The organism is Nesterenkonia aerolata, assembly GCF_031470965.1.
Classification (GTDB): domain Bacteria; phylum Actinomycetota; class Actinomycetes; order Actinomycetales; family Micrococcaceae; genus Nesterenkonia; species Nesterenkonia aerolata.
This window is the reverse complement of record NZ_JAVKGR010000007.1, coordinates 1-23,092: the sequence shown is the minus strand read 5'-3', so window position 1 is coordinate 23,092 and position 23,092 is coordinate 1. Positions and strand designations below refer to the sequence as shown.

Genomic DNA, 23,092 nt, shown 5'->3' with positions numbered 1-23,092 from the left:
TAGCCGCCGGCTCCACTGAGGCCTGACCCGCCGATTCAACCTCCGTAGGCGTGCAGTCGTCGTGCCGCTTCGGAGATCGACCCGGTCAGCGAGGGGTAGACGGTGAAGGTCTTGGCGACGTCGTCGACGTGGATCTTCTGGGTCACTGCCAGCGCCAGCGGGAAGATCAGCTCCGAGGCACGCGGTGCGACGACGACGGCGCCGATCGTAGTGCCTGACCCCTTGCGGGCGAAGATCTTCACGAACCCGTCCCGGACCATCATCATTTTGGCCCGCGGGTTGGTGGCCAGGTCCAGCTTGACCACATCGGCCTGATATTCACCCGAATCCACCTGGGACTGGGTGACCCCGACGGTCGCGATCTCCGGTGAGGTGAAGACGTTGGAGGCGACGTGGTGCAGCTTCAGCGGGCTGACCGCGTCACCGAGCATGTGCGAGACCGCCACCCGGCCCTGCATGGCCGCCACTGAGGCCAGGGGCAGCTGACCGGTGCAGTCGCCGGCGGCGTAGATGCCGCTGGCGGTGGTGCGCGAGACCGAGTCCACTCGGACGTGGCCGGAGCCGGTGAGCTGGACGCCGCAGTCCTCCAGCCCGACGTCGGTGGTGTTGGGTACCCCGCCGACGGCCATCAGGCAGTGGGAGCCTTCCAGCACGTCCCCGGTGCTCAGTGTGACACGGACGCCGTCGTCAGTGCGCTCGACCGATTCGGCGCGGGATTTCGAGGCGACCTTGGCTCCGACGCGGGCGAAGGACCGTTCCAGCACGGCGGCGGCGTCGGCGTCCTCACCGGGCAGCACACGGTCTCGGGAGGAGACGAGGGTGACCTCGGCGCCGAGCCGCCGGTAGGCGGAGGCGAACTCCGCGCCGGTCACCCCGGAGCCGACGACGATCATGTGCTCGGGGACATCGGTGAGGCTGTAGGCCTGGGTCCAGTTGAGGATGCGTTCGCCGTCGGGGACGGCCGTGGGCAACTCGCGGGGGCTGGCCCCGGTGGCGACGAGGACGGCGTCGGCGTCGATGACGTGGGAACTGCCGCCCTCATGCGGGGTGACTTCGATGCTGCGCGGGGGGATCAGACGGCCGCGGCCCTTGATCACGGTGATCCCGGCGCGGGTCAGGGAGGCTTCGATGTCTCGTGACTGATCCTGCGCCAGCTTCAGGAGCCGCTCGTTGACCCGGGAGAAGTCGGCCCAGGCTTCGGTCTCGTACTGGTCGTCGTCGGCGTCGCCTTGCTCGCCGAACCGGACGCCGAAGGCCACTGAGGCGTTGACCCGGCGCATCGCGTCAGCTGTGGCGATCAGCGTCTTGGAGGGAACGACGTCGGTGAGCACCGCGGAGCCGCCGAGGCCCTTGTCCTCGACGATGGTGACCTTGGCCCCGGCGTCGGCGGCCACCAGCGCGGCTTCGTAGCCGCCGGGACCTCCTCCGAGGATGGCGATGTGATCAGGTGCGAATGGGTTCCCAGCATCAGAAGAAGTCACGCTCCCCATTGTGCCCACTGAGGAGACTCAAGTCATAGTCCGAGGCCCGTGAGGTGAGCTGGTCCGTAGGCTCCTCGGCCTGGGTGAATCGGTCTTGGGGTGGCTCAGCCCTAGGTAAATCAGCCCCGGGCGACCTGACCACAGGCTGAGCCGACCCTGGGTGACCCGGGCACAGAACCTGCCTGCCGTACGGCTCCCCTGCCCCAGCATCGAGGGAGAGAATCTGGTCCCGAATACCGGCGTGTTGAGGCGAATTTCTCTCCCTCGATGAGCAACCCGGGCGCCCCAGGCCTTGAGGGAGAGAATCTTGCCGCGCGGATCGGGGCGGGTTCAGCGTGTCACGGCAACTCTTGCTCCCTCGATGCTCAGCGGTCGGGGCGCCTGGTCGAGGGAGCTGGTCGAGGGAGCTGGTCGAGGGAGCTGGTCGAGGGAGCTGGTCGAGGGAGAGAATTTGGTCCCGGACACCGGCGTGTCGGGACCAAATTCTCTCCCTCGATGGCGGGTGGGGGCCTGCTCGAGCGTCCAGGGGTGCCGGGCATACCGGAGCTGCGGGCACACAGGTACATTGGGAGACGATGACTGAGCACAGCGCACCCACCGCAGGCGGGATGTCCCAGCACCTCACCGCCGAGTCCCTCACGATCCCCGCCGACGCCACAACACCCACCAACGACGCCGAAGCTCCCGCGAACCGGCTGGCCTCCGAGGCAGCCACTGCGCTGCTCGCCCGTGCCGGTGTGGAGTCCCTGGACCTGGCCTGCACCCTCGGCTCCGGCTGGAGCGAGGCCGCCGACCAGCTCGGTGAGACCGTCTGCGAGATCGACGCCGCGCAGATCCCCGGCTTCCACGCCTCCGCCGTCTCCGGGCACGCCGGCACGCTGCGGGTCATCCGCGCCAGTGCGGGAGATAGTGCCGGTGCGGGAGATAATGCCGGCGCGGGAGATAGTGAGGGAGGCACAACCGCACACATCCTGGTGATCGCCGCGCGCACGCACTACTACGAGGGCCGCGGCGTCGACGCCGTCGCTCACGGTGTGCGCACCGCAGCGGCCGCCGGTGCCAAGACCATGGTGCTGACCAACGGCTGCGGGGGTCTGCGCGAAGAATGGGCGCCCGGCACAGCAGTGCTCATCCGTGATCACCTCAACCTGACGGCCACCTCCCCGCTGCGCGGTGCGCACTTCGTGGACATGACCGACCTCTACTCCCCCAGGATCCGCGAGATCGCGCGCGAGGTGGACCCTGCTCTGCCCGAAGGCGTCTACGCCCAGTTCCCCGGCCCCCACTATGAGACTCCCGCAGAAGTGCGCATGGCCGGTGCCCTCGGCGCCGACCTGGTCGGCATGTCCACCGCGTTGGAGGCCATCGCCGCCCGTGCGGCCGGGATGGAGGTCTTCGGCATCTCCCTGATCACCAACCAGGCCGCCGGCATCTCCCCGCAGCCGCTGAGCCACCGCGAAGTGATCGACGCCGGACGCGAGGCCGCCCCGCGGATCTCAGCGCTGCTTGCTGAGATCATCGGCCGCACCCTCAGCAGCTGACGCTAGACCCGAAACCGATCCCGACTCGAAGCTGACCCTGCCCCGAACCAGCGATCCGGAGACACCGATGAGCGATGACCAGCTGCTGACCACCGTACGCCGGTGGATCGCCCTGGACCCTGACCCCACCACGCGCGAGCAGCTGCAGGAACTGGTCGACTCCGCCGACGGCGAGAGGGCTGCCGCCACGCTCCGCGAGCTCTTCGCCGGACGGCTGACCTTCGGCACGGCCGGGCTGCGTGCCGCCCTGGGGCCGGGGCCACTGCGGATGAACCGCCTGGTGGTGCGGCAGACCGCCCAGGGCCTGGTCCACTTCGCCCGGGCCAAAATGGCCACCGGCGACGACGACGGCACAGGATCCGTCGCCATCGGCTTCGACGCCCGGCACGGCTCCTTCGACTTCGCCGTGGAGACCGCCCGGGTATTCCTGGAGGCCGGCTGGCAGGTCGCCGCCTTCGACCGGCCCATGCCCACTCCGGTGCTCGCCCAGCAGGTCGTCTACGAGGACGCCGACATCGGGATCATGGTCACCGCCTCGCACAACCCTCCCCAGGACAACGGCTATAAGGTCTACTTCGGTGGACGGCTGGCCCGGCTCGTCGACCCCACCGGAGCCGGGGTCGGCGCGCAGATCACCGCCCCGACGGATGTGCAGATCGCCGAGGTGATCAACGCCGTCGTCGAGGACACGCTGAGCACACCTGGCCCCTCGGCGGAACCCGTCTCCTCGGACATGCTCACGATGCCTGCCAGGGTGTGGAAGATCGGCTGGATGGCCCGCGGGGGCTACCGGTGGAACGCCGGGGCGTTGGTGGACCGTCGGCGCTTCCCCTCTCGGGACCTGCGGATCGTCTACACGGCGATGCACGGCGTCGGGGCCGAGCTGGTCGGGGCCGTGCTGAAGGACGCCAGGTTCCGCGACGTCATCGAGGTCGAGGAGCAGTGCCGCCCTGACCCGGACTTCCCCACAGTGGAGTTCCCCAACCCGGAGGAGCCCGGTGCCCTGGATCTGGCTCTGAAGACGGCCGAGCGGCACGAGGCTGACCTGGTACTCGCCAATGATCCCGACGCCGACCGGCTCTCAGCTGCCGCCTATGACCCGGCCGGGCAGCGGTGGCGTCAGCTCAGCGGTGATGAGCTCGGTGTGCTGCTCGGGGCCCATATCCTCGACCGCGGGGCGCTGAGCCCGGAGGCTCCCGAGGGGGCGCCGCTGGTGATGGCCAACTCTGTGGTCTCCTCCCGGCAGCTGGGTGCGCTGTGTGCTGCGCGCGGAGTCGAGCACCACCAGACCCTGACCGGGTTCAAATGGCTGGCTCGGGTCAAGGGGCTGAGTTTCGGCTACGAGGAGGCCATCGGCTTCGCCGTGGATCCCTCGTCGGTGCGGGACAAGGACGGGGTCTCCGCCGCCGTCGTCCTGGCTGAACTCGCCGCGGATCTGAAGTCACGCGGGCTGACCCTGTTCGACCGGCTCGCCGAGTTGGCCGAGGAGACCGGTCACTTCGTCACCGGACAGGTCACCGTGCGGGTTGAGCATCTCTCGCAGCTCGGTGAGATCACCGCCACCCTGCGCGCCACCCCGCCGAAACAGCTCGCCGGTTCCCCGGTGACCTCCGCTCTGGACCTGCAGAAGGATCCGCTGCCGGGTACCCGGTTCGACGAGGCCACCGTGACCGATGCCCTGATCTTCGACACCGAACAGGGCGACCGGGTCATCGTCAGGCCGTCGGGCACTGAGCCGAAGGTGAAGTGCTATCTGGAAGCCGTCGCAGAGACCCGCGCCCTAGCCGAAGGGCGGCTCGAGGAGCTGCGCAGTGCGATGGAGGCCCTGCTGAGCTGATCCTTGCTGATCCTTCCCCCTCGCTGCCCTCCTCACCCACCTGCCCAGGACCCGCATTCGTTCCCACCTCACCAGGAGTATCTACCCATGTCTTCAACCCCCACCGCCGCTGAGCTGGCGGCCCTCATCGATCACACGGCGCTGAAGCCTGACACCGACGAAGCCACCGTACGTCGCCTCATCGCTGAGGCCCGTGAGCACGGTTTCGCCTCCGTCTGCGTGAACCCCCGCTGGGTGCCGCTGGTCGCCGCGGAACTCAGCGGCACCGACGTCGGCACCTGTGCCGTGGTCGGATTCCCGCTGGGTGCCACCACCACTCAGACCAAGGTCAGCGAGGCGGAGCAGGCGGTGGCCGCCGGCGCCACGGAGATCGATATGGTCATCGACATCGCCGATGCCTTAGCCGGTGACCGCGCCGCCCTTGAGGCCCAGATCGCGCCGATCGCCGCCGTCGTCCACGATGCCGGCGCCCTGCTGAAGGTGATCATCGAGACTGCTCTGCTCACCGACGAGGCCAAGGAGCTGGCCTGCCGGGCCGCTGAAGCCGCGGGAGCGGACTACGTGAAGACCTCCACCGGGTTCTCCGGCGGCGGGGCCACTGTCGAGGACGTGGCGCTGATAAGCCGGCTGGTCGCCCCACGGCTGGGGGTCAAGGCCTCGGGAGGGGTGCGCAGCTATGCCGATGCCGTCGCCTTCGTCGCCGCGGGGGCAACACGCCTCGGGGCGAGCTCCTCGCTTGATATCGTAGGCTCAGCAGGGCGCCCGTCAGCCTCGGGCCCGGATGCGGGCTCCGGCGACGCCTACTGATACTCGCACCATCACTCCAAGGGGACCACATGATCAGCAACGGCAAGGTCAAGGCCTACTCCGGGCAGGGCAACCTGCTGGGCAGCCTCATCGCTTTCCTCATCACCTTCGGCGCCCTGGTCGGCTCGATCGTGGCCGTGAGCTTCTGGACCTTCGAGAACGTGTGGCTGCCGGGCCTCGCCTTCCTCGCGCTCTACGGCGTCGCCTTCTTCCTCGCCAAGGAAGTCATGGGTCGCTCCGACACACTCGAGCAGCAGGATCTGCACCGCGAGCACGCGCAGATCGACGCCGCCACCACCTCCCACTGAGGTATACACACTCTTCCCGGCACTGACTCTGACCCGGTGACTCAGGGCGCGCGAGTCCGCAATATCGGCGTCGATCTGCTGCGGATCCTCTCCGTGGTCGCCGTGGTGCTGGGCCATGCCTATCCGCAGATGCCGGGCGAGGAGTACGTCCAGATCTGGCGGATGCCGCTGTTCTTCTTCCTCTCCGGCTGGTTCTTCGCCGGTTCACGAGGCTTCGTCGGCGAGCTGCAGGTGCGCTGGCATACCTTGGCCGTCCCCTATCTGAGCTGGCTTCTGCTGCTGAGCCTGGTGGTGCTCGCCGTCTCCCCCACTCCGGCGGCCTTCGACGACGGTGTGATCCTCGGGGCGCTGCACGGCGGGGCGATGACCGATATGCCGTACTTGGCGTTCTGGTTCATCTCCGTGATGTTCTTCGCCGCGATGCTGCTGAGGGTGCTCGTCGCCCTGCCCTGGTGGGTGGGGGTGCTCGTCGCCGTCGGCGGGCTGACCTTGGCTGAGCTGCCGGATTCCCAGATGGCCTACACGTTTTTGGGCCTGGGCCTGGTTCCGGCGTGTACAGCGTATATGCTCGCCGGCTGGTGGTTCCGCCGTCTGCATCATCTGGTGCCGGCACCGGCGGTGCTCGGCCCGGCCGCCGTCGTGATGGGCATAGCTGCAGTGGCCCTGGGTGTGGCTCCGATGAACATGAAGTGGTCCGGGTTCGGCACCTACCTGCTCTCACCGGCTGTGGCGGTACTCATCTGCTGCGGACTGGTGCTGATCTTCTCCAGCGCAGTGGACACCCTGCTACGGCGCAGCTCACCTGCGGTCCGTGTGGTCTCGGAGTTAGTGCTCACCGGGACCCTCGTCGTCTTCCTCCACCCGCTGGTGCTGTGGGCGGCCTCAGGGCTCGGTGTGCCCCATCCGCTGCTGTCCATGACCTTCGCCCTGGCCGTCTGCTGGCCGCTGGGGGCATGGGTCAACCGGACGTGGGCCTCGCCGTATCTGACGGGGCTGCCGCGGCCGCTGCCGACGGCGGGGTGAGGACCGCCTCGAAGACCTGCACCAGCCAGTCCAACAGCGGCCCGTCGGTCAGGTCCTGACCACCGACCCGGGAGGTCAGGGGCTTCGGGATCAGCAGCTGCTTCAGTCCGGCCTTCAGCTGCGAGCCCGGGTACATCCGCTCCAGCCGCAGCTGACGGGATTCGGGCAGGTCCTCCACCGGGGAGAACCGGATCCACTTGCCCTGCACGGCGATGTCGGTGACTCCGGCCGCTCGGGCGGTGTTGCGCAGTCGGGCGACCCGTTCCAGGTTGACCACCGGCGCCGGCGGCTCCCCGTACCGGTCCCGCCATTCGCCCAGGACTTCCTCGATCTTCTCGTCAGTGTCGGCGGCGGCCAGCTTCCGGTAGCCCTCCAGGCGCAGCCGTTCGCCGGGCACATAGGCCTCGGGCAGGTGGGCGTCGATGGGCAGTTCGATCTTCACCTCGGGCACTTTCACCTCGGTGTCACCGCGGTAGTCGGCCACCGCCTCACCCACCAGACGCAGGTAGAGGTCGAAGCCGACGCCGGCGATATGCCCGGACTGTTCTCCACCGAGCAGGTTTCCGGCCCCGCGGATCTCCAGATCCTTCATCGCCAGCTGCAGTCCGGCGCCGAGTTCGTTGTTCGCCGCCACCGCGCGCAGCCGCTCCAGGGCCACCTCGCCGAGCGGCTTCTCCGCGGGGTAGAGGAAGTAGGCATAGGCGCGCTCACGGGAGCGGCCTACCCGCCCGCGCAGCTGATGGAGCTGGCTGAGCCCGTAGGTCGAGGCCCGGTCGACGATCAGCGTGTTGGCGTTGGAGATGTCCAGCCCGGTCTCGATGATCGTGGTGGAGACCAGCACGTCGAAGCGTTTCTCCCAGAAGTCCTGGATGATCTGTTCCAGCCGGGCCTCCCCCATCTGCCCGTGGGCGACCTCCACGCGGGCCTCCGGCACCAGCTCGCGGATTCGCGCGGCGGTGCGGTCGATGGAGGAGACCCGGTTGTGGACGAAGAACACCTGACCTTCACGCATGAGCTCACGGCGGATCGCCGCTGAGACCTGCTTATCGGTGTAGGGGCCGACGTAGGTCAGCACCGGGTGGCGCTCCTCCGGCGGGGTGGCCAGCGTGGAGGTCTCCCGGATCCCGGCCATGGACATCTCCAGGGTCCGCGGAATCGGTGTGGCGGACATCGCCAGCACGTCGACGTCGGTGCGCATCTTCTTCAGCGCTTCCTTGTGCTCGACGCCGAAGCGCTGCTCCTCGTCGACGATCACCAGGCCCAGATCCTTGAAGGTGATCTCCTTGGACAGCAGCCGGTGGGTGCCGATGACGACGTCGAGGCTGCCGTCAGCGAGCGCGGCGGTGACCTCAGCAGACTCCTTCGCCGTCTGGAACCGGGAGAGCGCCCGCACGGTGACCGGGAATCCGGCGAACCGCTCGGTGAAGGTCTCCAGGTGCTGGGAGGCGAGCACTGTGGTGGGCACCAGGACGGCGACCTGCTTGCCGTCCTGCACTGCCTTGAAGGCGGCGCGCACTGCGATCTCCGTCTTGCCGTAGCCGACATCGCCGGAGATGAGCCGGTCCATGGGCACTTCGCGCTCCATGTCCCGTTTGACCTCGTCCATCGTGGTCAGCTGGTCGGGGGTCTCGGCGTGCGGGAAGGCGTCCTCCAGCTCGGCCTGCCAGGGGGTGTCGGGGCCGAAGGCGTGGCCGCGGGTGGCCATGCGCGCGGAGTAGAGGCGGATGAGCTCGCCGGCGATCTCCTTGACCGCCTTCTTGGCCTTACGTTTGGTCTGCGCCCAGTCCGAGCCGCCCATCTTCGAGAGGCTGGGGGCGTCACCGCCGACGTACTGGGAGACCTGGTCCAGCTGATCGGTGGGCACCATCAGCCGGTCCTTGGGTCCGCCGCGCTTGGTGGCGGCGTATTCGACGACGAGGTATTCGCGTACCCCGGCGGTGCCGGCGCGCACCGCCTGCGCGGAGCCGACCTGACGTTGGACGAGTTCGACGAACTGGCCGATGCCGTGCTGTTCGTGGACGACGTAGTCGCCCTTCTTCAGCGCCAGCGGGTCCACCTGGTTGCGGCGTCTGCGGGCGGGCATACCGCCGCGGCGGGAGGAGGATTCGCGGACTGAGCGGCCGAGCATCTCAGATTCGGTGAGAAGGGCCAGCTGCAGCGGTTCGACGGCGAAGCCCTCACCGATCTCGGCGGTGGTCACGGTGATCCGCCCCGGCTGCGGCGGCTCTTCGAGGGATTCGGCGGAGACGGCGGGGACTTCGTTGTCCTGGAGCAGCTCCAACACCCGGGCTGCGGAACCGGATCCGGCGGTGGTCACGACGACGGACCAGCGGTCAGCGGGCCGGGAGGCGAGGAACCGCATCACCTCGTCCACGCTGCCCCGGTAGCCGATGGGTTCGCGGGAGTCCACGGAGACGACGTCGGCGTCCTGTTCCAGTTCCTCGTCCAGGCCGAGGGAGGTGATGGACCACCACCCGGCGCCGGCGTCGAGGGAGGCCTCGCGGGTCTCGGCGAGGCTGGCGAAGGCCCCGGTGGCCAGGTGCGCGGCCTCGGTGCGGGATTCGGGGGCGGAGACGTCCAGCGGGGCGGCGCCGCCGTCGGGGGCGGCGGACCAGGCGGCGGCGAGGAACTCCTCGTTGGTGGCTGCCAGGTCCTGGGCGCGGCCGCGGGTGCGTTCAGGTTCGACGATGAGGGTCAGCGAGCCGGAGGGCAGCTCGGTGACCAGCGGCACCATGGTCTCCACCAGCGCCGGGGCCAGGGATTCCATCCCCTCGACGGCGATGCCCTCGGAGATCTTGGCGAGCATATCGGTCGCGTGGGGCATCTGGGGCATCATCACGGCCGCACGAGCCCGGACGGTCTCGGTGATGAGCAGTTCGCGGCAGGGCGCGGCGTCGAGGACGGCGGGGGCCTGCTCCTCGTCGAGGGAGCGCTGATCGGCCACGGAGAACCAGCGCATCCGTTCGACCTCGTCGCCGAAGAACTCTACGCGCAGCGGGTGCGGCTGGGTGGGCGGGAAGACGTCGAGGATGCCGCCGCGCACGGCGAACTCCCCGCGCCGGGTGACCATGTCCACCCGCGAGTAGGCGGCGGCGGAGAGGGCTTCGACGACGGCGTCGAAGTCGTGCTCCTCACCGACCTCCAGGTGCACCGGGGCGAGATCCCCCAGCCCGGCCACCAGCGGCTGGACCACCGCACGCACCGGGGCGATGACGACGTCGAGCGCACCGGCCTGTTCCGGGTGGGCCAGCCGGCGCAGCACGCCGAGCCGACGCCCGACTGTGTCTGAACGGGGTGAGAGCCGCTCATGCGGCAGGGTCTCCCAGGAGGGGAAGTGCGCGGTGCGCAGCTCAGGGGCATAGGCACCCAACGAGACGGTCAGGGCTTTGGCTTCGCGGTCGGTGGCGGTGACCACCAGCAGCACCGCGCCGTGCTCGGCATCGCGGACTCCTTCGGCGATGTCAGCGATCAGGGCCGGGCGCAGCCCCTGGGAGGCGGCGATCCGCAGCTCATCAGTGCGTTCGGCCGCTCGATGACCGGCCGCGGCACGGATGCGGCGGACGGAGGCCTCTGAGGTCAGTGCGGTGCGCAGGCCGGTCAGTGCCATGGGGAGGGGACGCCTCGATTCGACGAGAGGTGCACATCAGGTGCGGGAATGCGGAAGAGGACCCCACAAGGATACTCCCCTCACCGCGGCATGGTCCTACCCGGGGATGCGTGCGGGGAGTCCTGCAGGTTCTGTGATCGCAGGGTTCTATGATGGGGACGATCCGCATACCTCGTATCCCCAGGAGGCAGGCCCGTGGCCCTTGAAGCAGAAACCGTGATCCCGCAGCCGGCGCAGAAGATCATCGAGGCCTTCGCCTCGCGTGACTTCCACGAGCATCTGGCCGCGAAGGTCGGCTCCCAGCTGAAGAGCTTTGAGGTCTCCGGTGAGACCGCCGGGGCCTTCACCATCACCTCCGAGCAGTCGATGGCGGTGGATCGGCTGCCGGATATCGCGCAGAAGATCCTCAAGGGCCAGGTCACCGTCACCATCACCGAGGAGTGGAGCGCAGCCGATCAGGACGGCTCCCGCCGCTCGGATATGACTGTGAAGATCCATTCCGCCCCGGTCAGCGCGGAGGCCTCGCAGAACCTGCACGCCCGGGGCGAGGAGACTCGCGCCACGGTCCGCGGTGAGGTCAACACCTCGATCCCGCTGATCGGGAAGAAGCTGAAGTCCGCCGCCGAGCCGTATATGCGTCGGTTCGTGGAGCTGCAGTCCCGTGAGGCCGACGCCTGGATCCGCAGCAACGCCTGAGGATCACCGCGGCTGGCGCCGGGCGGATCCGCCCAGCAGGCAGGCCGCGGCGGCGAGTACGACGACGGCGGCCCAGATGCCGGCCAAGCCGATGAGCAGGTAGGTGGCCGCCCCGGCGGCTGATCCGAGCGCGATCGCCGTCCAGAGGGCGGCATAGCGCAACCAGGCGGTGTTCCACCCTTCGGTGAACACCGCGGCGGCGTGCTGCCCGGCCTTCACCAGTGCCCCGGTCATATACGTCAGCCCGACGCTGACCTCACCGCCGCGGGCGAAGGTCGCGTTGACTGCTCCCATGGCGGCGGCGATCAGCGGGGCCACGGCGGCCTCGGCGGGCAGCAGACTTCCGCAGGCCGCGGCGAGCGCCAAGAGTCCCACTGATAACCAGACTGCCCGGGGCTGGTCACCGACGGCGTAGATCCGTCGGATGCGTGAGCCTCGGGTGATCCACGTGGCGAGCATGACCCCGAAGACGAAGGCCAGCACCAGGCCCAGGGCCTTGGCCCAGCCGAGCAGGTCCCCGGCGGCGAGGTCTGCGCCGGCGCGGGTGGAGTTGCCGGACATGAAGGAGACGAAGTATCCGCCGAGGTGGATGAAGCCGATGCCGTCGACGAATCCGGCGGCCGCGGTCATCGCGCAGGCCAGCATCAGCTGAGGTCGGGTGAGTCGTGTGGCCATGACGAGCGTCAGTGTGCGGTGTTCTGGGCGGCGGTCAGCCCCTCGAGGACGAGCTTCTCCGCCGCATCGGCACAGCGGGAGACAAAACCCTCCAGCTCCTGCTGCTCGGCGGAGGAGAACCGGCTGAGCACATAGTCTGCCGTGTCCATCCGGCCGGGAGGGCGGCCCACTCCGGCGCGTAGGCGCAGATACTCACGCTGGCCGCCCAGGTGCTGGGTGATCGACCGCAGCCCGTTGTGCCCGCCTTCTGAGCCGCCCTGTTTGAGTTTGATCCGGCCGAAGTCCAGGTCCACTTCATCGTGGATCACCAGCAGGTGGTCTTCGTCGACGTCGAAGTAGTCCATCAGCGCCCGGACCGGTTTCCCGGAGCGGTTCATATACCCCTCGGAGACGGCCAGCACCACTCGCGGCCCGCCGATCCCCAGCCGGGCGGAGACCACCTGGGCACCGACCTTGGTGCGGGTGAGTGTGGCGTCCATCCGGGTGACGAGCTCGTCGATGACGGTCTGCCCGATGTTGTGCCGGGTGCCCCGATACTGCTGTCCCGGGTTGCCGAGTCCCACGATGAGCCAGTTCCGCGATGCCATGATCGCGATTCTATCGGCGAGCGGGCGGCGGTCACGTCGCCGTGGGCCTGCGGTGGACGTTAGCATGTGGAGGAACCCTGAGATCCCCGGTGGCACCGCTGTGACCTGCGACGATCACATCCTTCCCGGGGTCCGCCGTGCGATGAGAGGTCCTATGGTCGAGACAGTGTTGAGTGTGGTGGTCGGCCTGCTCGTGCTCAACCTGGTCATCGCCGCCGTCGTCTTCGCTCGCTTGCGCGCCGCCGGTGCCTGGCTGCTGGTGATTCTGCTGGCCTCGACCACCGGTATCGCGCTGGCGGCGGTGCTGGCCGTGCTCAACGATGCTCCGCGGATGCTCGATGCCGCGCTGGTGCTCGCCGGCACCGCGGTGGTGACGGCGGCGGTGCGCAGCGACGCCGAACGCACCCGAGGCGGTACACCCGTCGACGCCGAGCACGGGACCGCTGATGGGTGAGCTGGTTCTCGACAGCCTCGGCATGACACTGATCTTCCTGGGCACACTGTTCTTCCTCGCCGGGACCACCGGGCTGCTGCGGTTTCCGGATCAGCGCTCCCGGCTCCATGCGCTGACCAAGGCGGATCATCTCGGCCTCGGGCTCATCCTCGCCGGGACCGCGGTGCTGTTGGGCCGCTGGACCACCGCGGTGGTGCTACTGCTGATCTGGGTGCTCGCCGTGGCCGCGGCCTCTGTCTCCGCGCATCTGCTGGCTTCGCTCGAGGCCGAGGGCCGACATGACCGGGAGGCTCGTCATGGGCGCTGAGCTGGCTGCCATCGATGTGCTACTCGGGCTCGGGATCCTCGCGACGGCGGCCTGCGCACTGTTGCCTCGGACCCGGCTCGCCGTGGCCATGGGCTTCCTCGCCTTGGGCGTGGTGGTCTCTCTGGTGTGGCTGCGGCTGGGGTCCGTCGATGTGGCACTGGCTGAAGCCGCCTTGGGCGGCGAGATACTCGGTGCGGTGCTGGTCTGGCTGGCGATACGATCCCGGTCAGCACCCGCCGCACAGCACCGGGCTGCTGCTCGATGGCGAGTGGCGCTGGGGGTATTCGCCGCCGTCGTGCTGACCGGGCTCTGCGCGGCCGTCTGGGGTCGGGTCGTGCCGCAGATCGCCGCGTGGAGCCAGCCGGTGCAGCAGCAGATGCCGCAGACCGGTGTCGATCACGGGGTCACTGCGGTGCTGCTGGCCTTCCGCGCCTATGACACGCTGCTGGAGACCGCGGTGTTGCTGATGGCCGCAGTGGCGGTGATGGCGTTGAGCGGTGAGGGGGCCGAGCACCCCGCGCGGCTGCGTGTGCAACCACGGTCAAGCACACTGACGACCCTGGCCCGGTTCAGCGCTCCGGTGCTGCTGCTGGTCGGGCTTTGGCTGCTCTTCGCCGGCAGCAGCCAGTCCGGGGGTGCGTTCCAGGCTGGTGCGGTGCTCTGCGCCATGCTGATCCTGCTGCGCGTGGCCGGTGCGCCGATCGCCGAGGCCACTGTGCGGTGGATGCCTGCCGCGGCGGCGGTGGGTGTGCTCAGTTTCGTACTCGCCGGACTCATCGGCCCGGTGAGCGGTGGGAGCTGGCTGAGCGGAGATCCGCAGTGGGCCGGTGCCGCGATCGTGGTGATCGAGGTGTTCCTCACGGTGAGCATCACCGCCGGGCTCTACATGATCTATCTGGGGTTGGATGATCTGCCCAGCACCCGGAAGCACCTCGGGAGTCAGGAGTGATGGCGGTGAGCATACTGAGCGTGATGGGGACCGAGCCCACCGCTGTGCACTGGTACCTGGTGCTGGGCACGCTGCTGGGTATCGCGGGTACTGTCCGGCTGATGCTCACCCGGGATCTGATGGCTCGTCTGGTGGCGATGAACGTGGTCGGAGTGGGTTCGCTGCTGATCCTGCTGGCCGTGGCCGCCATCGCACCGGAGGCTGGCACCGGAGCTGGCGCCCAGACCGGCACTCAAACCGGCACCCAGGCCGGCGCAGAGAGTGATGCGGTGCTCTCCGCGCTGGTCATCACCGGTCTGGTGATCACCGTGGCGTTCACCGGGGTCGGTGCGGTGCTGATCCGGCGGATCGAGAGCACCGAAGCGGACGGTGAGCAGTGATGACCTGGGCTCAGTTCACCCTCGGCGCGCTGGTTCTGCTGCCGGTGCTGACCTCGGCACTCACGGTGGCCGCACCTCGGAGCCGGGAGGGTCAGCGGCGGCTCGGTGCCGGGCTCGGAGTGCTCACCGCCGTCGCGCTGGTGGCCTTGATGGTTCCCCTGCTGTGGACGGTCACGGTCGACGGCGACGTCATCGAGCTGGCCCTGGGCGGATACCAGGCGCCTCTGGGGATCCACCTACGCGCGGACGGGCTCTCCGTGGCGTTCCTGGCACTGTCGGTGATCGTCGGCGGCATCGTCTCGGTCTACGCGGCGGCCATGCCGCAGGCCATCGGGCACCGGAGATTCTGGCCGCTGTGGCTGGCCTGCTGGGGCGGGCTGCACGCCGTCTTCGTCTCCGGGGATCTGTTCAACACCTACGTGGGTTTGGAGCTGGTGGGCATGACCGCCGTCGGCCTGGTGGCCATCGGCGGCAGGGATTCCTGGCAGGCGGCACTGCGGTATCTCTTCGTGGCGGTGCTGGGTTCGCTGCTGCTGCTTCTGGGGATCGGGCTGCTGGTCTCGGTGACCGGCACTCTGGATGTGATGCAGATCCGTGAGGTGCTCGCCGGCAGCATGGACCAGCAGCGTCCGGCTGTGGTGCTGGCGCTGGGCCTGATCACAGTGGGCATGGGGCTGAAGGTGGCTCTGATGCCGTTCCATGCCTGGCTGATCCCTGCCCATGCGGGGGCGCCGAGTGCGGTCTCCGCGCTGCTCTCGGCGTTGGTAATCAAGGCGCCGGTGTTCGTGCTGCTGCGCCTGTGGCTGTGGGTCGTGCCCCAGGGCGAGGATCTGCGGTTCCTCAGTCTGGTGCTCTCTGTGCTGGGGGCGACGGCGATCATCGCCGGGGCTGTGCTGGCCCTGCGGCAGAGCCGCCTCAAACCGCTGATCGCGTATTCGACGGTGGCCCAGGTGGGGTATTGGTTCCTCTTCGCCGCGCTCATCGGCGGCGCCTCGGCAGATTCGCTGACGGGGATGCCCGGGGCTGATGTCACCGAGGACGAGGTCATCTCCTCGGCTGTCGTCGGCACTGTGGCACTCGTATTGGGGCACGGGGTGGCCAAAGCGGCGATGTTCCTCGCCGCCGGTTTCCTCAAAGATCTCTACGGCACCGATGAGATCGCCCGGCTGCGCGGCGTGGGTCGTGATCACCCGGGGCTGGTGATGGCGATGGGGCTCGCCGCCGTCGGGCTGGCCGGGCTGCCGATCTCGCTGAGCTTCTCCGGCAAATGGCTGGTGACCACCTCCGCGGTGGCCACCGGCGAGTACTGGGTGGTGGGCGTCATCGTGGTGGGCACAGTGCTCTCATCGGCCTATCTGGTCACAGCGATCGCCCCGCTGCTGGTGGAGTCAGAGGACGAGGGCACTGCGGTGGAGCTGCCGAAGTGGCAGCTGGACCACACCCCCGCCCTGACCCAGTGGGCCCCGCTCGTTCTGGGCCTGCTGACCGTGGGCACCGGTTTCCTCGGAGCCTGGTTGGGCGGGCTGCTGGAGGTGGGCGCACCGTGGTGAGCACTGAACAGCTCGTCGAGCTCTCCGGGCGGTTCGTCCCGCTGGTGATGGTGCTGCTCTCGGTCACCGCGGCCGTGCTGATCTTCCCGATGCGGGAGCAGAGCGTGCGGCTGCGCACTGTGGTGAACATCGGCCTGGCCGTGATCAAAGTGGTCCTGGTGGTGCTGTTGGTGCCGCCGGTCGTGGTCGAGGGGCTGCGCCCGGAGTTCTCCGCTCCGTTCTTGCCCGGATTGGACCTGGTGCTGCGGGTGGACCCGCTGGCGCTGTTCTTCGCGGGGCTGTCTGTGCTGCTGTGGCTGCTGACGACGATCTACGCCGTCGGGTATTTGGAGGGCAAAGCCCACCGCAGCCGGTTCTTCGGGTTCTTCAGCCTGTGTGTGACCGCCACCGTCGGGATCTCCTTCTCCGGGAATCTGATCACCTTCCTGCTGTTCTATGAGCTGCTGACCCTGGTGACCTACCCGTTGGTGGCCCACTGGGGGACTCCTGCCTCAGTGCGGGCGGCGCGGCTCTACCTGCGCTATGCGCTCTGCGGCGGACTCTCGGTGTTGGTGGGCACCGTGTGGCTGACCATGCACGCCGGGCCGGTGGACTTCGTGGCCGGGGGCGCGGAGGGGGTCACCGAGCTGGCCCGGCAGGAACCGGTGCAGGCGGTGCTGATCTTCGTGCTGCTGATCGGCGGGCTTTCGGTGAAGGCGGCGATCTTCCCGCTGCACGGTTGGCTGCCGGCGGCGATGGTGGCTCCGGCCCCGGTTTCGGCGCTGCTGCATGCTGTGGCCGTGGTCAAGGCCGGCGCCTTCGGGATCGTGCGGGTGATCGATGACGTCTACGGGGTCGACGTCGCCGATGAGCTCGGTGTGCTGACTCCGCTGTTGGTCCTGGCGTGCTTCACAGTGGTCTACGGCTCCGTGGTCGCCCTGCGGCAGCAGGATCTCAAACGCCGTCTGGCGTATTCGACGGTCTCCCAGGTCAGTTACATCGTCATCGGCATCACTCTGGTGGAGGTGCTCTCCACAGCCGGCGGGTTGGCGCATCTGGTGCATCAGGGGCTGATGAAGATCACCCTGTTCTTCTGCGCCGGGCTCTTCGCCGAAGTGCTGCATATCCACCGGGTCTCCCAGATGCGGGGGCTGGGGTATCGCATGCCGTGGACCTCGGTGGCGTTCACCGTCGGGGCCTTCGGGATGATCGGACTGCCGCCGACGGCGGGGTTCATCTCCAAATGGCAGCTCGGTCAGGGGGCGCTGGCCTCGGAGCACCCGTGGGTGCTGCTGGTGCTGTTGGTCTCCACCCTGCTCAATGCGGCCTATTTCTTGCCGGTGGTCTATACGATGTGGTGCCACGCGCCGGAGAGGTCGGACGGCGCGGAGGGCTCTGGGGGCTCGGCTGCTGTGGTCGAGCCGAAGACCTTGCTGCTGCCGGCGGTGGTCACCGCAGTGCTGGTGGTCTTCGTCGGGCTGGTCGCCTCGCTGCCGCTCTCCCCCTGGGAGACGGCGAAGCTGATCGCTGAGGGGGTGTTCGGGTGATGCTGGCCGTCACGTTCCTGGCTCCGGTGCTGCTGGTGCTGGCGATGGGTCTCAGCGGGCTGCTGCCCAGCCCGCGTGCCCGCCGTGCCCGGAAGCTGCTGGCAGTGGTGTCCCCGGCTGTGACGCTGCCCGGAGTCGTGACCGCGCTGAACGCTCCGGTGAGCCCTTCAGGGGCCGCCGAGCCGGGCAGTGCGGCGGTGCTGAGTGTGCCGTGGATGCTCTTCGGCGTCGAACTGGCAGTGGACTACCGGGGGCGCGCGCTGCTGCTGGTCGCCGCACTGCTCTATGCGGCGGCGATGAGCGCGGTGACCTGGTTGAAGCTGCGCCACGCTGAACCCCGATACACCGGGCTGACCTCCCTGCTTGCGGTCTGCTACCTGGGCACCATCGGCACCTTCGTAGCCGCCGATGCCGTGACGTTCTACCTGTCCTTCGCGCTGATGAGCTTCGCCGCCGCCGGTCTGGTGGTCCACCACCGCTCCTCGGCGGCGCATCGTGCCACCCGGATCTATCTGGTGATGTCGGTGCTCAGCGAGGTCGCCATCCTCGCGGCCCTGATGCTCACCGTCTCGGCCGGTGGGATGAAGATCGATGAGGCGGCCGCGGCGGTGGCGGCCTCTGAGCACACCGGGCTGATCGTGGGGCTGCTGCTCGTCGGATTCGGCATCAAGGCCGGCGCGGTGCCGCTGCATGTCTGGCTTCCGTTAGCTCATCCGGCGGCACCTCCGGCGGCTTCGGCGGTACTCTCCGGGGCGATGGTCAAGGCCGGGATGATGGGGTGGATCCGCTTTCTGCCCGCAGAAGCCGGTGCGGCCTCGCAGACGGCGGGCTGGGTGCTGCTCAGTGTGGCGCTGCTCGGTGCTTTCGCGGCGGTGGCCGTGGGGCTGCTGCAGGACGATCCGAAGGTTCTGCTGGCCTATTCGACGATCTCGCAGATGGGGTTCATCGCCGCGGTGCTGGCGGCGGGGTTGATCGCCCCGGAGCTGCACTCTGCGACGACGGCGGCCGCGGTGATCTACGCGGTCCACCACGGGCTGGCCAAGGGGGCGCTGTTCCTCGGGGTGCCGGTGGTGTGGCATTACGCTCAGGGCCGCACCGGCGTGGTGGTGGCCGTCGGGATGATCGGGGCGGGTTTGGCCGTGGCCGGTGCCCCGCTGACCTCGGGGGCCTTCGGCAAGTATGTCTCGAAGGAGGCGGTGGCGGAGATCTCCGTGCTGGGGGTGCCGTTGGCCGGGGTGCTGCCGCTGGTGGCCACCGGCTCCACCCTGCTGCTGATGCGCTTCGCCTGGGTGATGTCGCGTACCCGGCCGCGGCAGCGCCGCTCCCCCGATGGTGAGCTGCTCTCCTGGCTGCTGGTGGCCGGGGCCGGCGTCGTGGTGCCCTGGGCGGTGGGGCTTTTCTGGTTCCCGGCAGGTGGTCCAGAGGTGGCTGTGCCCGGGTGGGAGGCCGGGACGGTGTGGGATGCCACCTGGCCGATCATGCTGGGGGTGGGGCTCGGCGGTGCCGTCTGGCGGTTAGCCGCGGTGGGGCGGCTTCCCGGCTGGGTGCCCGCGGCCGATGGTTCCGTCGTCGCCGCCGGTGATCTGGTGGTCCCGGAGGAGTCTGCGGTCCGGGTTCTGCGTGCACGCGGTGCCCGGGGTCTGGATGTGGTGGAGGCCCATGGCATGGGCGGACGCCGGGGCCTCTCGCAAGCCGTCGATCAGGTGCTGGAGATCTTAGCCGCCGGAGTGGGGGCAGCTGAGCGTGGGCTTGCGCGCTGGGAGGTTTCCGGTGCGGTGTTCGTGGTGCTGCTCAGCCTGGCCCTGGTGGTCACTGTGCTGAGGGGGTGGTTGCTGTGACGGGCAGGAAAACCAGTGGGGACTCTTCGGCTGCGGCCGGGCGCCCCGGGCTCGGCACATGGCTCCTGGCCGGGTGGTGGCGGGTGCTGCTGTTCGGTCTGCTCTGGGCTGCGCTTTCCGCAGCTGTGGCGGACTATGCCTGGTACGGACTCTTCTCGGTGGCGGCCGCCGTCGCACTGAGCCTGTGGCTTTCCCCTCCCCGCCGTGGGGTGCCTGTCCGCCGGTGGCCTCGTCGTTTGGTGGCTGCAGTGCGGTTGGCCCTGTGGTTTGCCGTGAGCTCCGTGCACGGTGGGGTGGATGTGGCGCTGCGGGCTGTGCGGTGGCGGGTGGGCATCGCCCCGGAGGTGGTCTGCGCCCCGGTGGAGCTGCCGGCCGGGGGCGGGCGGCAGCTGGCGCTGCTGATGATGAACCTGATGCCCGGCACGATGGTCCAGCGGGTGCTTGAGGACGGTGGCCCGCAGGATCACCGGGTCGAGCTGCACACGCTCTCGGTCTCGCTGAAGCCTGCGCAGCAGTGGCACAAGCTCCAGCAGCTGATCGCACCGGTCTTCGACCGCGGCTAAGGCCTGCCCTGGCACATCGACGTCCCTTTTTCAGTCATCATCGAGGCCGTTCAGCCCCGGATTCGCGCTTTTTCGTGACTGCAAAAGGGACGCCGATCCCGTGGGCCGGTCTGAGCACACGACAAGGCCCCTGCCGCTTCCGAATTCTCGGTGCGACAGGGGCCTGCGTCGGGGCGTGATCACTCGTCGGAGTCGGACTCTTCCGAGTCGGAGTCGCCAGACTCCTCGGACTCGCCCTCGGCGGCCTCTTCGCCCTCGGCGACCTCGGCCTCTTCCTCGGTCTCGGGCTCGTCGCCCAGGTCCTGCTCCTCCGGCTCCTGGATGGAGACGATCGGCGACTCGAGATCGGTCATCGCCAGCTCCACACCGCCGGGCAGCTGCAGGTGCTCCGGCAGAGCGTTCTCCTCGAAGTCGGTGATGTCCACGACGATGGACTCCGGCAGGTGGGTCGCCTCGGCCTCGACGGAGACGGTGGCCTGCTCCAGGAAGTGCTCGAAGCCCTGCGCCGGCTCACCGACGACCTCCACGGAGACGTCGACGACGATCTTCTCACCGCGGCGGACGGTGAGCAGGTCGAGGTGGTCGACGGTGCGCTTGAGCGGGTCGCGCTGGATGTCCTTGGGGATGACCAGCTGGTCCTTGCCCTCGATGTCCAGGGTGATCAGCGCGTTGGGGTTACGCACGGCCAGGGTGGTCTGGTGCTCCGGGAGCAGGATGTGGATGGGGTCCTCGCCGTGGCCGTAGACGACGGCGGGGATGCGGCCGGCGCGGCGCGCCTGGCGGGAGGCGCCCTTACCGAACTCGGTACGCACGAGCGCCTGGATCTGGATCTTGTCTGACATGGGATGTGTCCTTCGTTGGTCTGACCTTGTCATTGCAGTGCAGGCCGCCTCCGAGAAGGAACGCGCTGGGCAGGTGTCTCACCTCTGTGTCTGACACACAGCCTTCCGCCGAGAGATCTGGTTCTCAGAGCTGATCAGCTCGGTGCGCTCGTTCGCCTCGTCGATCACGGAGTCACCGAGGAACCTGCCGGTTCTTGGTGCTCCCTCGCCTGGGCACAGTGGATCACTTTATCATGCAGAGGGAGGGGCTGTGCGCCGAATCCTGCGCCGGTCCCTGCCCTGTTCTTCCGTCGTCGTGGCACCTGGCATGGGCTGCGAGCCGGGCGGATTCCCGAGAGCCTCAGGAGGCTGGCACATCATGAGCACACCCGCACTGACCCTGACTACTCTGCAGTCTCCTCAGGACCCGGCCCGGGTGGTGGTGCTGATGCCGGGGATGGGCACTGATGTTGCCGGGACGTGGGCGGTGACGGCGCGGCATATGGATCCGACTTCGCACATCATCGCCGTGGACCTGCCCGGCCACGGCCTCTCCCCCACCTGGCACGAGGAGGAGGCCACCCTCGATGACGTCGCCCGGGGCGTGGCCGAGGCGGTTCGCCCGGCGGTGGCGGAGGCCGGACTCACTGAGCTTCCGGTGTATTTCGCGGGGATATCTGTGGGTGGTGCGATCGCTCTGCAGCTGGGGTTGGAGCACAGCGACCTGTTCTCCCGGGTGGCAGTGGTGTGCTCGGCGGCGAAGATCGGTGACTCCGAAGGCTGGACGGACCGTGCCGCCACCGTGCGTGAGCAGGGTACCGGGGCGATGGTCGAGGGGTCGATGCAGCGGTGGTTTGCTCCCGGCTTCCTGGAGGCGAACCCGCAGGTCGGTGAGACACTGGCGGCCTCGCTGCGGGCCGCCGATGACGAGACCTACCGGAGTCTGTGCCTGGCGATCGGTCGTTTCGATATGCGGCCGCGGCTGGCGGATATTCGGATTCCTGTGTTGGCCATCGCCGGGCAGCACGATGTGGTGACCACCGCCGAGGATGCGCGGATGATTGCTGAGCGGGTCAGCCAGTGCACGGCTGTGGTGGTGGCCGATGCCTCTCATCAGGCCGGGGTGGAGCAGCCTGAGGAGGTTGCGCGCCTGCTGGATCAGCTCTTCGGGTAGAACCTCGGGTGTGGCGTACGGTTCTGGTCCCACACGACGTCGGAGTCAGGCACAATACTGTCCATGAGCCTGTTGATGCCCCTGCTGGGGCTGTTGGTCACGCTGGCCGCGCTGGCGGGCCTGCTCGCACTAGGGGTGAGGCGGCTGCGCGCCAGGGGCGAGCTGATCAGCGGTGGAGTGCCGCTGCAGGCGGTCATCATCTCGGTGCGTCCCAGTTCAGTGGATACGACCTGGGCTTACCACCCGACCGTGCGGTACCAGTTCCAGGGCCGGTCTTGGGTCTCAGAGCCGAAAGACGGCCATCTCAGGGTGAATCCTCCGGGGTGGAAGACCGCACACACCGGGAATCAGTTCATCGGGCAGCCGCTGGACATCGTCGTCGACCCGCAGCAGCCCACACGCTCTGCGGTACCCATCCGGGACCGGCGGGCGCTGACCCTCGTGACGCTCACCCTCGTCTTCGGCGGGCTGATCATCCTGATCGGGCTGGTCGGCATCATCGCCGGGATCATCCTGCAGCAGTAGGTTGCGGTCGCTCTCGCGGTCCGACACCTCAACTGTCATCTCGATGTGGATCAGTCCCGCACCTATACGTTCCGCTCGCGTGACCTCACCGCTAATGTTGCGGGATGGGTACAGAGCAACTCGAGCTAGACAATCTACTGGCTCTCGAACACCGTGGATGGGACTCCCTCTGCCGTCAGCAAGGAGGGTCGTTCTACGGGAGCATCATGATGCCAGAAGCATTGATGATCCTCGTGAATGGCATGGTGCTCGATAGGGCGACGATCGCGGCAACTTTGAATGACTCCCCAGCGTGGTCCTCTTACACCATTGATAACCCGCGTTGCATCGCCATCAGCGCTACGAGCTCAGTCCTGATCTACCACGCAACTGCCTCACGGACGAGTCAGGGACTGCCGCACGGATAGGTGACATCTGATCTGGCTTGCCCACTGGGCGGCCTG

The 23,092-nt window shown here is 68.5% G+C and carries 22 protein-coding genes; 17 read left to right on the top strand and 5 right to left on the bottom strand.

What is annotated here, in order from left to right:
- Positions 1–35 precede the first annotated feature (35 nt).
- Positions 36–1,490, bottom strand: coding sequence for an NAD(P)H-quinone dehydrogenase (locus RIL96_RS07290; protein WP_374761862.1), 1,455 nt, complete (start codon positions 1,488–1,490; stop codon positions 36–38).
- 599 nt (positions 1,491–2,089) lie between these two features.
- Between RIL96_RS07290 and RIL96_RS07285 the strand changes: the two genes are divergently transcribed.
- The 5 genes from RIL96_RS07285 to RIL96_RS07265 all read left to right on the top strand — a co-directional run bounded on the left by RIL96_RS07285 (position 2,090) and on the right by RIL96_RS07265 (position 6,997).
- On the top strand, positions 2,090–3,022 hold the full coding sequence (locus RIL96_RS07285; protein ID WP_445482782.1) for a purine-nucleoside phosphorylase: 933 nt from the start codon (positions 2,090–2,092) through the stop codon (positions 3,020–3,022).
- Positions 3,023–3,089: 67 nt separating this feature from the next.
- Positions 3,090–4,859 carry a phospho-sugar mutase gene (locus tag RIL96_RS07280; protein ID WP_310548353.1) on the top strand — a complete coding sequence of 590 codons (1,770 nt, stop codon included), beginning with the start codon at positions 3,090–3,092 and terminating at the stop codon, positions 4,857–4,859.
- Positions 4,860–4,946: 87 nt separating this feature from the next.
- Positions 4,947–5,666 carry a deoxyribose-phosphate aldolase gene (gene deoC, locus RIL96_RS07275; protein WP_310548352.1) on the top strand — a complete coding sequence of 240 codons (720 nt, stop codon included), beginning with the start codon at positions 4,947–4,949 and terminating at the stop codon, positions 5,664–5,666.
- Between the two features lie 29 nt (positions 5,667–5,695).
- On the top strand, positions 5,696–5,974 hold the full coding sequence (locus RIL96_RS07270) for a hypothetical protein (RefSeq protein ID WP_310548351.1): 279 nt from the start codon (positions 5,696–5,698) through the stop codon (positions 5,972–5,974).
- A gap of 36 nt (positions 5,975–6,010) precedes the next feature.
- A complete protein-coding gene (locus tag RIL96_RS07265; RefSeq protein ID WP_310548350.1) occupies positions 6,011–6,997 on the top strand; it encodes an acyltransferase family protein in 987 nt (328 codons plus the stop codon).
- Here the strand turns inward: RIL96_RS07265 and mfd are convergent.
- Positions 6,933–10,604 (bottom strand): transcription-repair coupling factor, encoded by a 3,672-nt coding sequence (mfd, locus tag RIL96_RS07260; protein ID WP_310548349.1) that lies wholly within the window; start codon positions 10,602–10,604, stop codon positions 6,933–6,935. The genes RIL96_RS07265 and mfd overlap by 65 nt on opposite strands.
- Before the next feature lie 195 nt (positions 10,605–10,799).
- Here mfd and RIL96_RS07255 point away from each other — a divergent pair, with 195 nt between their 5' ends.
- Positions 10,800–11,300, top strand: coding sequence for a DUF2505 domain-containing protein (locus RIL96_RS07255; protein ID WP_310548348.1), 501 nt, complete (start codon positions 10,800–10,802; stop codon positions 11,298–11,300).
- A 3-nt stretch (positions 11,301–11,303) separates the two neighbouring features.
- Here the strand turns inward: RIL96_RS07255 and RIL96_RS07250 are convergent, their stop codons facing one another.
- Together RIL96_RS07250 and pth are read right to left on the bottom strand one after the other, a co-directional pair.
- Complete coding sequence (locus tag RIL96_RS07250; protein WP_310548347.1) at positions 11,304–11,975, bottom strand: YoaK family protein; 672 nt, start codon at positions 11,973–11,975, stop codon at positions 11,304–11,306.
- Between the two features lie 8 nt (positions 11,976–11,983).
- On the bottom strand, positions 11,984–12,562 hold the full coding sequence (pth, locus tag RIL96_RS07245) for an aminoacyl-tRNA hydrolase (protein ID WP_310548346.1): 579 nt from the start codon (positions 12,560–12,562) through the stop codon (positions 11,984–11,986).
- Between the two features lie 154 nt (positions 12,563–12,716).
- Between pth and RIL96_RS07240 the strand changes: the two genes are divergently transcribed.
- The 8 genes from RIL96_RS07240 to RIL96_RS07205 are packed head-to-tail and all read left to right on the top strand — an operon-like array spanning position 12,717 to position 20,129.
- Positions 12,717–13,016, top strand: a complete 300-nt coding sequence (locus RIL96_RS07240; protein WP_310548345.1) for a hypothetical protein — start codon at positions 12,717–12,719, stop codon at positions 13,014–13,016.
- Positions 13,009–13,323 carry a cation:proton antiporter gene (locus RIL96_RS07235; RefSeq protein WP_310548344.1) on the top strand — a complete coding sequence of 105 codons (315 nt, stop codon included), beginning with the start codon at positions 13,009–13,011 and terminating at the stop codon, positions 13,321–13,323. Before RIL96_RS07240 ends, RIL96_RS07235 begins: the two co-directional genes overlap by 8 nt.
- Positions 13,313–14,272, top strand: a complete 960-nt coding sequence (locus tag RIL96_RS07230) for an MnhB domain-containing protein (RefSeq protein ID WP_310548343.1) — start codon at positions 13,313–13,315, stop codon at positions 14,270–14,272. Before RIL96_RS07235 ends, RIL96_RS07230 begins: the two co-directional genes overlap by 11 nt.
- Before the next feature lie 5 nt (positions 14,273–14,277).
- Positions 14,278–14,652, top strand: coding sequence for an NADH-quinone oxidoreductase subunit K (locus tag RIL96_RS07225; protein WP_310548342.1), 375 nt, complete (start codon positions 14,278–14,280; stop codon positions 14,650–14,652).
- Positions 14,652–16,202, top strand: coding sequence for a complex I subunit 5 family protein (locus tag RIL96_RS07220; RefSeq protein ID WP_310548341.1), 1,551 nt, complete (start codon positions 14,652–14,654; stop codon positions 16,200–16,202). The genes RIL96_RS07225 and RIL96_RS07220 overlap by 1 nt, the downstream gene beginning before the upstream one ends.
- Entirely contained in the window at positions 16,199–17,728 is a 1,530-nt protein-coding gene (locus RIL96_RS07215) for a complex I subunit 5 family protein (protein ID WP_310548340.1), read from the top strand. Before RIL96_RS07220 ends, RIL96_RS07215 begins: the two co-directional genes overlap by 4 nt.
- A complete protein-coding gene (locus RIL96_RS07210) occupies positions 17,728–19,566 on the top strand; it encodes a proton-conducting transporter transmembrane domain-containing protein (RefSeq protein WP_310548466.1) in 1,839 nt (612 codons plus the stop codon). Before RIL96_RS07215 ends, RIL96_RS07210 begins: the two co-directional genes overlap by 1 nt.
- Positions 19,563–20,129 carry a Na+/H+ antiporter subunit E gene (locus tag RIL96_RS07205; protein WP_310548339.1) on the top strand — a complete coding sequence of 189 codons (567 nt, stop codon included), beginning with the start codon at positions 19,563–19,565 and terminating at the stop codon, positions 20,127–20,129. Before RIL96_RS07210 ends, RIL96_RS07205 begins: the two co-directional genes overlap by 4 nt.
- 179 nt (positions 20,130–20,308) lie before the next feature.
- Here RIL96_RS07205 and RIL96_RS07200 read toward each other — a convergent pair whose 3' ends face one another.
- Positions 20,309–20,971, bottom strand: a complete 663-nt coding sequence (locus tag RIL96_RS07200) for a 50S ribosomal protein L25/general stress protein Ctc (protein ID WP_310548338.1) — start codon at positions 20,969–20,971, stop codon at positions 20,309–20,311.
- Between the two features lie 358 nt (positions 20,972–21,329).
- On the opposite strand from RIL96_RS07200, the gene RIL96_RS07195 reads away from it, so the two are divergent.
- The 3 genes from RIL96_RS07195 to RIL96_RS13350 all read left to right on the top strand — a co-directional run bounded on the left by RIL96_RS07195 (position 21,330) and on the right by RIL96_RS13350 (position 23,056).
- A complete protein-coding gene (locus RIL96_RS07195) occupies positions 21,330–22,124 on the top strand; it encodes an alpha/beta fold hydrolase (protein ID WP_310548337.1) in 795 nt (264 codons plus the stop codon).
- Positions 22,125–22,187: 63 nt separating this feature from the next.
- Positions 22,188–22,649, top strand: a complete 462-nt coding sequence (locus tag RIL96_RS07190) for a DUF3592 domain-containing protein (RefSeq protein ID WP_310548336.1) — start codon at positions 22,188–22,190, stop codon at positions 22,647–22,649.
- A 104-nt stretch (positions 22,650–22,753) separates the two neighbouring features.
- Entirely contained in the window at positions 22,754–23,056 is a 303-nt protein-coding gene (locus RIL96_RS13350) for a nuclear transport factor 2 family protein (protein WP_374761861.1), read from the top strand.
- The last annotated feature ends 36 nt before the right edge of the window (positions 23,057–23,092 follow it).

Bases quoted from the DNA above. Each gene is read 5' to 3' on its own strand.
- mfd (WP_310548349.1), bottom strand. From the start codon at position 10,604: ATGGCACTGACCGGCCTGCGCACCGCACTGACCTCAGAGGCCTCCGTC.
- RIL96_RS07200 (WP_310548338.1), bottom strand. From the start codon at position 20,971: ATGTCAGACAAGATCCAGATCCAGGCGCTCGTGCGTACCGAGTTCGGT.
- RIL96_RS07250 (WP_310548347.1), bottom strand. From the start codon at position 11,975: ATGGCCACACGACTCACCCGACCTCAGCTGATGCTGGCCTGCGCGATG.
- pth (WP_310548346.1), bottom strand. From the start codon at position 12,562: ATGGCATCGCGGAACTGGCTCATCGTGGGACTCGGCAACCCGGGACAG.
- RIL96_RS07190 (WP_310548336.1), top strand. From the start codon at position 22,188: ATGAGCCTGTTGATGCCCCTGCTGGGGCTGTTGGTCACGCTGGCCGCG.
- RIL96_RS07285 (WP_445482782.1), top strand. From the start codon at position 2,090: ATGTCCCAGCACCTCACCGCCGAGTCCCTCACGATCCCCGCCGACGCC.
- RIL96_RS07210 (WP_310548466.1), top strand. From the start codon at position 17,728: ATGCTGGCCGTCACGTTCCTGGCTCCGGTGCTGCTGGTGCTGGCGATG.
- RIL96_RS07235 (WP_310548344.1), top strand. From the start codon at position 13,009: ATGGGTGAGCTGGTTCTCGACAGCCTCGGCATGACACTGATCTTCCTG.
- RIL96_RS07220 (WP_310548341.1), top strand. From the start codon at position 14,652: ATGACCTGGGCTCAGTTCACCCTCGGCGCGCTGGTTCTGCTGCCGGTG.
- RIL96_RS07270 (WP_310548351.1), top strand. From the start codon at position 5,696: ATGATCAGCAACGGCAAGGTCAAGGCCTACTCCGGGCAGGGCAACCTG.
- RIL96_RS07230 (WP_310548343.1), top strand. From the start codon at position 13,313: ATGGGCGCTGAGCTGGCTGCCATCGATGTGCTACTCGGGCTCGGGATC.
- RIL96_RS07195 (WP_310548337.1), top strand. From the start codon at position 21,330: ATGAGCACACCCGCACTGACCCTGACTACTCTGCAGTCTCCTCAGGAC.
- RIL96_RS13350 (WP_374761861.1), top strand. From the start codon at position 22,754: ATGGGTACAGAGCAACTCGAGCTAGACAATCTACTGGCTCTCGAACAC.
- RIL96_RS07280 (WP_310548353.1), top strand. From the start codon at position 3,090: ATGAGCGATGACCAGCTGCTGACCACCGTACGCCGGTGGATCGCCCTG.
- RIL96_RS07290 (WP_374761862.1), bottom strand. From the start codon at position 1,490: ATGGGGAGCGTGACTTCTTCTGATGCTGGGAACCCATTCGCACCTGAT.
- deoC (WP_310548352.1), top strand. From the start codon at position 4,947: ATGTCTTCAACCCCCACCGCCGCTGAGCTGGCGGCCCTCATCGATCAC.
- RIL96_RS07240 (WP_310548345.1), top strand. From the start codon at position 12,717: ATGGTCGAGACAGTGTTGAGTGTGGTGGTCGGCCTGCTCGTGCTCAAC.